Here is a 9,058-nt window from a genome sequence, read left to right as displayed (position 1 = left end):
CTTCCACTTCAAAGAAAACTTCTGTTTCAACGCCGGCCGCTTTCAGTACGGAAGTGATCTGGTCTGCGTAGCCGTTGTTAAACAGGAAACGGTCGGTGACGATCAGCGCGCGTTTGTGACCATCAGTAATCACTTCATCCAGCGCGATTGGCAGTGAGCCACGACGGAAGTAGATAGATTTCGGAAGTTTGTGCCACAACATGTTTTCAGCTCGCTTAGCAACGGTTTTCTTGTTGATCAGGTGCTTAGGACCAACGTTTTCCGAGATGGAGTTACCACCCCATGAACCACAACCCAGAGTCAGGGAAGGTGCGAGTTTGAAGTTATACAGGTCACCGATACCACCCTGAGAAGCCGGGGTGTTGATCAGGATACGTGCGGTTTTCATCAACTGACCGAAGTAAGCAACGCGTTCTGGCTGGTTATCCTGGTCGGTATACAGGCAGGAAGTGTGGCCGATACCGCCCATAGCAACCAGTTTTTCCGCTTTATCAACCGCGTCTTCGAAGTTCTTCGCACGATACATCGCCAGCGTCGGGGACAGTTTTTCGTGGGCAAACGGCTCGCTTTCATCAACGTCGGTGACTTCACCAATCAGAATCTTGGTGGACACAGGAACGGTGAAGCCTGCCAGCTCAGCGATTTTATACGCAGGTTGACCAACGATAGCGGCGTTCAGCGCGCCATTTTTCAGAATGATATTCTGAACCGCTTTCAGCTCCTGGCCCTGCAGCAGGTAGCCGCCGTGGCTGGAGAAACGTTCGCGAACGGCGTCGTATACGGAATCTACAACGACTACGGACTGCTCGGAAGCACAAATAACGCCGTTATCGAAGGTTTTAGACATCAGTACGGATGCGACGGCGCGTTTGATATCAGCCGTTTCGTCGATAACAACGGGAGTGTTACCCGCGCCTACGCCGATTGCCGGTTTACCAGAGCTGTACGCTGCTTTAACCATGCCCGGACCGCCGGTAGCGAGGATCAGGTTGATATCCGGGTGATGCATCAGCGCATTGGACAGTTCTACGGAAGGCTGGTCAATCCAACCAATCAGATCTTTCGGCGCGCCGGCAGCGATAGCCGCCTGCAGTACGATATCAGCTGCTTTATTGGTTGCATCTTTAGCACGCGGATGCGGCGAGAAGATGATGGCGTTACGAGTCTTCAGGCTAATCAGAGATTTAAAGATAGCGGTTGAAGTCGGGTTAGTAGTCGGGACGATACCGCAGATGATACCAATCGGTTCAGCGATTGTAATAGTACCAAAGGTGTCATCTTCAGACAGGACGCCGCAGGTCTTTTCATCTTTATAGGCGTTATAGATGTATTCGGAAGCAAAGTGGTTTTTGATCACTTTATCTTCGACGATGCCCATGCCGGATTCGGCAACGGCCATCTTAGCGAGAGGGATTCGAGCATCTGCAGCGGCCAGAGCGGCGGCGCGGAAGATTTTGTCTACTTGTTCTTGAGTGAAACTGGCATATTCACGCTGGGCTTTTTTTACGCGCTCTACGAGTGCGTTAAGTTCAGCGACATTAGTAACAGCCATAATGCTCTCCTGATAATGTTAAACTTTTTTAGTGAATCAGTAGCTCGATTCGACAGTATAGACAGTGTGTTAACTGCTTGCATTTAAATGTTAACGTAAAGAATTTTGTGCTTCTGACTTCACCGATTGACTAAAAAAGCTTTTGTTTTTTCTTTCAGGTACCGCTGTTGTGCCTCCTCTCTGTGTGTAAACAAGGTTACTCACTTCTGAGTACAAATTATGTGATCTAAATCAATAATCGGCAAAGCTGATACCTTTCAGCAGGTCATTTTTTGACCAATTTGCTCAAGTGTAATGATACGGTATGCTAATTAAATGACTAAATAGCATTGCATAAACAAATAAATAACATTCCAGCCTTATTATGTACTTCCAGATGAATAGAGATGAATTATGCTATCAAACAGCGTATCTTCTCGCGGATATTTTATGCTGGTAACTGTCAACAGCCATTTTTATGATGCTGCGGAGCGCCCTGTGATTCAGTCGTTGTTCGATTTTTCAGCCTACTTTAAATTTTTTATTGGGTTATTTGCGCTGGTAAACCCGGTTGGCATTATCCCGGTGTTCATTAGTATGACCAGCTACCAGACGGCGGCCGTACGCAACAAAACCAACCTGACCGCCAACCTGTCCGTCGCCATTATCCTGCTCACGTCGCTGTTTTTGGGCGATGCAATTCTGCAGGTCTTCGGCATTTCCATTGATTCTTTCCGCATTGCCGGCGGGATTCTGGTCGTCACCATTGCCATGTCGATGATTAGCGGCAAGCTGGGCGAGGATAAACAGAACAAGCAAGAAAAATCAGAAACGGCCATTCGCGAGAGTATTGGCGTGGTGCCGCTGGCGCTGCCCCTGATGGCCGGTCCCGGGGCCATCAGTTCGACTATTGTCTGGGGAACGCGCTATCACAGTGTCGCCCACTTTGTTGGCTTTTCCGTCGCTATCGCGCTTTTTGCGCTGTGCTGCTGGGGCATTTTCCGTATGGCCCCCTGGCTGGTTCGTTTACTTGGTCAAACCGGTATCAACGTAATTACCCGTATTATGGGACTGTTGCTGATGGCTCTCGGGATTGAGTTTATCGTGACCGGTATAAAGGCGCTGTTTCCAGGGCTGGTGAATTAACCTGCATCGCTTTGTGCGCGGGGCTCATTGTCCCGCGTTTGCTAAATATCAGTAAAACATATCAAAAATGGTGATTTATCTGGCTGGTATACGTTTTTTTAATGCCTGATAATGTTATTTATTTTCAGTTAATTACCCCTGTAATTTACGTCTTTCCTGCCGTTTTACCCACAGTCGCTACTGTTATTTTCTTCACATCATTCTCTGGCGCTTGCCGTCTGATAATCGAAATGATATTAGTAATTTATCTCGTGAAGCAGATGAATGTGCTAAATAATAAGCGAATGTTAAATTTTCGTACAAAATTTCATCGATTCACTGAGATTTGGCATTCAATGCGAGTATTTTATTTTAACGTCATGATAAATAACAATTTTTTAAACATTGCCCTGCCTGATGCTGACTCGGCTACCGCAATGATCTGGCGACAAAAGAGAATCCGGTAACATATTTGCAAATTGCATTGGCGGACAATAAAGCGTTTTGGTACTTTCCGGCGTGATCTTTAGTGAATTCATGCGCAAATGAGAATTCTTATTAAATAGCTCATTGCGACTTAAAATCGCCCCCGGACAGGGGGGTAAGAATCGACGTCAAGGCTGCCGTTTGAGCGGTCGTAATAAATAAGTCGGTGATAGCAAGCAGTACTCGCTGGCAGCTGCATAAACTCCTGCACTGTTCAGAATCCAGAAAAGAGAAAACAGGCTGGTTAAATAGCCAGTAATTATAATGAGTGGAGTAACAAACACATGACCATCATCACGAAAAAAAGCCTGGTAGCCGCAGGCGTACTCTCTGCATTAATGACAATCAACGCCGCGGTGGCGGCAGATGTACCGGCAGGGGTACAGCTGGCGGATAAACAAACGCTGGTACGTAACAACGGCTCCGAAGTTCAGTCTCTCGATCCGCACAAAATTGAAGGCGTGCCGGAGTCCAATATTAGCCGCGATTTGTTTGAAGGGCTGTTGGTAAGCGACCTTGATGGCCATCCGGTGGCGGGTGTGGCGGAAAAATGGGACAACAAAGATTTTAAAGTCTGGACCTTCCATCTGCGTAAAGATGCTAAGTGGTCCGACGGTTCGCCGGTTACCGCGCAAGATTTTGTTTATAGCTGGCAGCGTCTGGCGGATCCGAAAACAGCCTCGCCTTATGCAAGTTATTTACAGTACGGTCACCTGGCCAACGTTGACGACATCATCGCCGGGAAAAAGCCAGCAACCGATCTGGGCGTCAAAGCGCTGGACGATCATACCTTCGAAGTGACCCTTAGCGAACCGGTACCTTATTTCTACAAACTTCTCGTGCACCCATCCGTTTCTCCAGTTCCTAAAGCCGCTATTGAGAAATTTGGTGACAAATGGACCCAGCCGGCCAATATCGTCAGCAACGGCGCGTATAAATTAAAAGACTGGGTAGTGAACGAACGTATTGTACTGGAACGTAATGCTAACTACTGGGATAACGGCAAAACCGTTATTAATCAGGTTACCTTTTTGCCGATCGCTTCTGAAGTCACCGACGTCAACCGCTACCGCAGCGGCGAAATCGATATGACCTATAACAATATGCCGATCGAACTGTTCCAGAAACTGAAAAAAGAGATCCCGCAAGAAGTTCACGTCGATCCGTATCTGTGTACTTATTACTACGAAATCAATAACCAGAAAGCGCCGTTTACCGATGTTCGCGTGCGTACCGCGCTGAAGATGGCGCTGGACCGCGACATTATTGTCAATAAAGTGAAAAACCAGGGCGACCTGCCAGCCTATAGCTATACGCCGCCGTATACCGATGGCATGAAGCTCATCGAACCTGAGTGGTTCAAGTGGTCACAGGAAAAACGTAATGAAGAAGCGAAAAAACTGCTGACCGAAGCCGGCTATTCTGCTGACAAGCCGCTGACTTTCAATCTTCTCTATAACACTTCCGATCTGCACAAAAAACTGGCTATCGCCGTGGCTTCGATCTGGAAGAAAAATCTGGGTGTCAACGTGAAGCTGGAAAATCAGGAATGGAAAACCTTCCTCGATAATCGCCATCAGGGTACCTTCGATGTCGCACGCGCCGGCTGGTGCGCGGACTACAACGAACCCACTTCCTTCCTGAATACCATGCTGAGCGACAGCTCAAACAACACTTCGCATTATAAGAGCCCGGCTTTCGACAAGATTATTGCCGAAGCGCTGAAAACCAGCGATGAAGCAAAGCGCGCGGATCTCTATGCACAATCCGAGCAGCAGCTGGATAAAGACTCCGTCATTGTACCGGTCTTCTATTATGTTAACGCCCGTTTGGTTAAGCCGTGGGTAGGTGGGTATACCGGTAAAGATCCGCTGGATAATACTTACACAAGAAATATGTACATTGTGAAGCACTAATGGCAATACGTGAGGCAGGCATCATTGCCTGCCTCACGGTGTCTTATTTCATCGCACTATTGAAGGCACACGCCAGAAGGTACGGGCAATGTTAAAATTTATCTTACGTCGCTGTCTGGAAGCGATTCCGACGCTATTTATTCTTATTACTATCTCTTTCTTCATGATGCGTCTTGCGCCGGGAAGCCCTTTTACCGGTGAACGCACGCTGCCGCCGGAAGTCATGGCGAATATTGAAGCAAAATACCATTTAAACGACCCCATCATGACCCAGTACTTCAACTACCTGAAGCAGCTGGCGCACGGTGATTTCGGTCCTTCTTTTAAATATAAAGATTATTCAGTCAACGATCTGGTGGCCTCCAGCTTCCCGGTATCAGCCAAATTAGGCTTTGCCGCGTTTTTTCTGGCGGTGGTGCTCGGCGTGACGGCCGGGGTTATTGCAGCATTGAAGCAAAATACGAAATGGGATTTTGCCGTGATGGGGATAGCAATGACCGGAGTCGTGATACCGAGTTTCGTGGTGGCGCCACTGCTGGTCATGATATTCGCCATTACGCTGCACTGGTTGCCGGGCGGGGGATGGAACGGCGGGGCGCTGCAATATATGATTTTGCCGATGGTCGCTCTGTCGTTAGCCTATATCGCCAGTATCGCGCGTATTACCCGCGGTTCGATGATCGAGGTTTTGCACTCTAACTTCATCCGCACCGCCAGGGCAAAAGGCTTGCCGATGCGCCGTATTATTCTGCGCCATGCCTTAAAGCCTGCGCTGCTGCCGGTACTTTCCTATATGGGGCCCGCCTTCGTCGGTATTATCACCGGCTCAATGGTTATCGAAACGATTTATGGTCTGCCGGGAATCGGTCAGCTGTTCGTCAACGGCGCGCTGAACCGCGACTACTCGCTGGTGCTCAGCCTGACCATTCTGGTGGGCGCATTGACCATTCTGTTTAACGCGATTGTTGACGTGCTGTATGCCGTTATCGATCCGAAAATTCGTTACTGACGCTGGGGTTCGCCATGATGTTAAGTAAGAAAAACAACGAGGCGCTGGAAAACTTCAGTGAAAAACTGGAAGTCGAGGGGCGTAGCCTCTGGCAGGATGCCCGCCGCCGCTTTATGCATAACCGCGCCGCGGTTGCCAGCCTGATTGTGCTGGTGATTATTGCGCTGTTCGTTACCATCGCGCCGATGGTAACGCAGTTCTCCTATTACGATACTGACTGGGGCATGATGTCCAGCGCGCCCGATATGGAGTCCGGCCACTACTTTGGTACCGACTCTTCCGGCCGCGATCTGCTGGTGCGCGTGGCTATCGGCGGGCGTATCTCATTGATGGTCGGCGTTGCTGCTGCGCTGGTGGCGGTGATTCTGGGAACGCTTTACGGTTCGCTTTCTGGCTATCTGGGCGGCAAAGTGGATTCGGTGATGATGCGCCTGCTGGAAATCCTCAACTCCTTCCCGTTTATGTTCTTCGTCATTCTGCTGGTGACCTTCTTTGGCCAGAATATCCTGCTGATTTTCGTGGCTATAGGCATGGTCTCCTGGCTGGATATGGCGCGTATCGTTCGCGGTCAGACCTTGAGCCTGAAGCGAAAAGAATTCATTGAGGCTGCGCAGGTCGGCGGCGTTTCAACGCGCAATATCGTTATCCGCCATATCGTGCCTAACGTGCTTGGAGTGGTTGTGGTGTATGCCTCACTGCTGGTCCCAAGCATGATTCTGTTTGAATCCTTCTTAAGCTTCCTCGGTCTGGGGACCCAGGAGCCGTTAAGCAGCTGGGGCGCGCTGCTCAGCGATGGCGCCAACTCGATGGAAGTGTCGCCGTGGCTGCTACTGTTTCCTGCCGGTTTCCTGGTAGTTACGCTGTTTTGTTTTAACTTTATCGGCGATGGCCTGCGTGATGCCCTCGACCCGAAAGACCGCTAAGGAGCGCCGTCATGAGTACGATTGAAACGGCGAAAACGCCGCAGACTGCCCAACAATCCGGATTGCTTCTGGATGTGAAAGATCTCCGCGTCACCTTTGGTACCCCCGATGGCGATGTGACCGCGGTCAACGATCTCAATTTCAATCTGCGGGCCGGGGAAACCTTAGGCATCGTGGGCGAGTCCGGTTCCGGTAAGTCGCAGACCGCTTTTGCGCTGATGGGCCTGCTGGCGGCAAACGGTCGCATCGGGGGTTCAGCGACCTTTAACGGTAAGGAGATCCTTAACCTCCCGGAGCGCGAACTGAATAAGCTGCGCGCCGAGCAGATCTCCATGATTTTTCAGGACCCGATGACCTCGCTCAATCCCTATATGCGGGTAGGCGAGCAACTGATGGAAGTTCTGATGCTGCACAAAGCGCTGAGTAAAGCCGAAGCGTTTGAAGAGTCGGTGAAAATGCTGGATGCAGTCAAAATGCCGGAAGCGCGCAAGCGGATGAAAATGTACCCACACGAGTTTTCCGGCGGGATGCGCCAGCGCGTGATGATTGCGATGGCGCTGCTGTGCCGGCCCAAGCTGCTGATCGCCGATGAACCGACCACGGCGCTGGACGTGACCGTACAGGCGCAAATCATGACGCTTCTCAATGAGCTTAAGCGCGAATTTAATACCGCAATCATCATGATTACCCACGACCTGGGCGTTGTCGCCGGCATCTGCGACAAGGTGCTGGTGATGTATGCCGGGCGTACCATGGAGTATGGCGAGGCGCGCGACGTCTTTTACCAACCCTCGCATCCGTATTCCATCGGACTGCTCAACGCAGTACCGAGGCTGGATGCGGAAGGCGATGCCCTGCTGACGATTCCCGGTAACCCGCCGAACCTGCTGCGTCTGCCTAAGGGCTGTCCATTCCAGCCGCGTTGCCCGCATGCGATGGAGATTTGCAATAGCGCTCCGCCTCTGGAGGAGTTTGCACCTGGCCGCCTGCGCGCCTGCTTTCAACCGGTGGGGGATTTGCTATGAACGCCGTAACGGAACAAAGAAAAGTCCTGCTCGAAATCGCCGATTTGAAGGTGCACTTTGATATTAAAGATGGAAAACAGTGGTTCTGGCAGCCGTCAAAAACGCTGAAAGCGGTAGATGGCGTGACGCTGCGTCTGTATGAAGGGGAAACCCTGGGCGTGGTCGGGGAGTCAGGCTGCGGAAAGTCGACGTTTGCGCGCGCGATCATTGGTCTGGTGAAAGCCACCGACGGTAAAGTCGCCTGGTTGGGCAAAGATTTACTGGGCATGAAGGCCGAAGAGTGGCGCGACGTGCGTAGCGATATTCAGATGATCTTTCAGGATCCGCTGGCGTCGCTCAATCCGCGCATGACGATCGGGGAAATTATTGCCGAGCCGCTGCGCACCTATCATCCAAAAATGCCGCGCCAGGAAGTTCGCGACCGCGTGAAGGCGATGATGATGAAAGTGGGCCTGCTGCCGAACCTGATTAACCGCTATCCGCATGAATTCTCCGGCGGCCAGTGTCAGCGTATCGGTATTGCGCGCGCGCTAATTCTTGAACCGAAGCTCATTATCTGCGATGAGCCGGTCTCCGCGCTGGACGTGTCGATTCAGGCACAGGTGGTTAACCTGCTGCAGCAGCTGCAGCGGGAAATGGGGCTGTCGCTGATTTTCATCGCCCACGATTTGGCGGTCGTAAAGCATATTTCCGACCGCGTGCTGGTGATGTATCTTGGTCATGCCGTGGAGCTGGGCACCTACGATGAGGTGTACCATAATCCGCTGCACCCCTATACCAAAGCGTTGATGTCGGCGGTGCCGGTGCCGGACCCCGATAAGGAAAAGAATAAAACGATCCAGCTGCTGGAAGGGGAGCTGCCATCGCCGATTAATCCGCCGTCGGGATGCGTATTCCGTACCAGATGCCCCATCGCCGGGCCGGAGTGCGCAAAAACGCGACCGGTGCTGGAGGGCAGTTTCCGCCATGCGGTTTCCTGCCTGAAGGTAGACCCGTTATAATCTCTGGGGCTGACGTAAGTCAGCCCTTTTATTAGCGAGGTT

General features: G+C 51.1%; 7 protein-coding genes. 6 read left to right on the top strand and 1 reads right to left on the bottom strand.

What is annotated here, in order from left to right; all coding sequences use genetic code 11:
- Positions 1-1,552, bottom strand: a 1,552-nt coding sequence (locus tag HMPREF3178_RS13600) for an aldehyde dehydrogenase family protein (RefSeq protein WP_070585234.1), incomplete at its 3' end; no start/stop codon positions are given.
- A gap of 477 nt (positions 1,553-2,029) precedes the next feature.
- Between HMPREF3178_RS13600 and HMPREF3178_RS13595 the strand changes: the two genes are divergently transcribed.
- The 6 genes from HMPREF3178_RS13595 to oppF all read left to right on the top strand — a co-directional run bounded on the left by HMPREF3178_RS13595 (position 2,030) and on the right by oppF (position 9,016).
- Positions 2,030-2,677 (top strand): YchE family NAAT transporter, encoded by a 648-nt coding sequence (locus HMPREF3178_RS13595; RefSeq protein ID WP_024274364.1) that lies wholly within the window; start codon positions 2,030-2,032, stop codon positions 2,675-2,677.
- A 749-nt stretch (positions 2,678-3,426) separates the two neighbouring features.
- Positions 3,427-5,058 carry an oligopeptide ABC transporter substrate-binding protein OppA gene (gene oppA, locus HMPREF3178_RS13585; RefSeq protein ID WP_004103108.1) on the top strand — a complete coding sequence of 544 codons (1,632 nt, stop codon included), beginning with the start codon at positions 3,427-3,429 and terminating at the stop codon, positions 5,056-5,058.
- 88 nt (positions 5,059-5,146) lie between these two features.
- Complete coding sequence (oppB, locus tag HMPREF3178_RS13580; protein WP_004103106.1) at positions 5,147-6,067, top strand: oligopeptide ABC transporter permease OppB; 921 nt, start codon at positions 5,147-5,149, stop codon at positions 6,065-6,067.
- A gap of 14 nt (positions 6,068-6,081) precedes the next feature.
- Complete coding sequence (oppC, locus tag HMPREF3178_RS13575; RefSeq protein WP_004103105.1) at positions 6,082-6,990, top strand: oligopeptide ABC transporter permease OppC; 909 nt, start codon at positions 6,082-6,084, stop codon at positions 6,988-6,990.
- 11 nt (positions 6,991-7,001) lie between these two features.
- Positions 7,002-8,015, top strand: coding sequence for an ABC transporter ATP-binding protein (locus HMPREF3178_RS13570; RefSeq protein WP_004103103.1), 1,014 nt, complete (start codon positions 7,002-7,004; stop codon positions 8,013-8,015).
- Positions 8,012-9,016: a murein tripeptide/oligopeptide ABC transporter ATP-binding protein OppF gene (gene oppF, locus HMPREF3178_RS13565; RefSeq protein WP_004103101.1), complete on the top strand. Its 1,005-nt coding sequence runs from the start codon at positions 8,012-8,014 to the stop codon at positions 9,014-9,016. Before HMPREF3178_RS13570 ends, oppF begins: the two co-directional genes overlap by 4 nt.
- The last annotated feature ends 42 nt before the right edge of the window (positions 9,017-9,058 follow it).

The organism is Klebsiella sp. HMSC09D12 (assembly GCF_001808475.1).
Taxonomy (GTDB): domain Bacteria; phylum Pseudomonadota; class Gammaproteobacteria; order Enterobacterales; family Enterobacteriaceae; genus Klebsiella; species Klebsiella oxytoca.
Note: the sequence above shows the minus strand (reverse complement) of the source record. Positions and strands in the feature narration are given on the sequence as shown.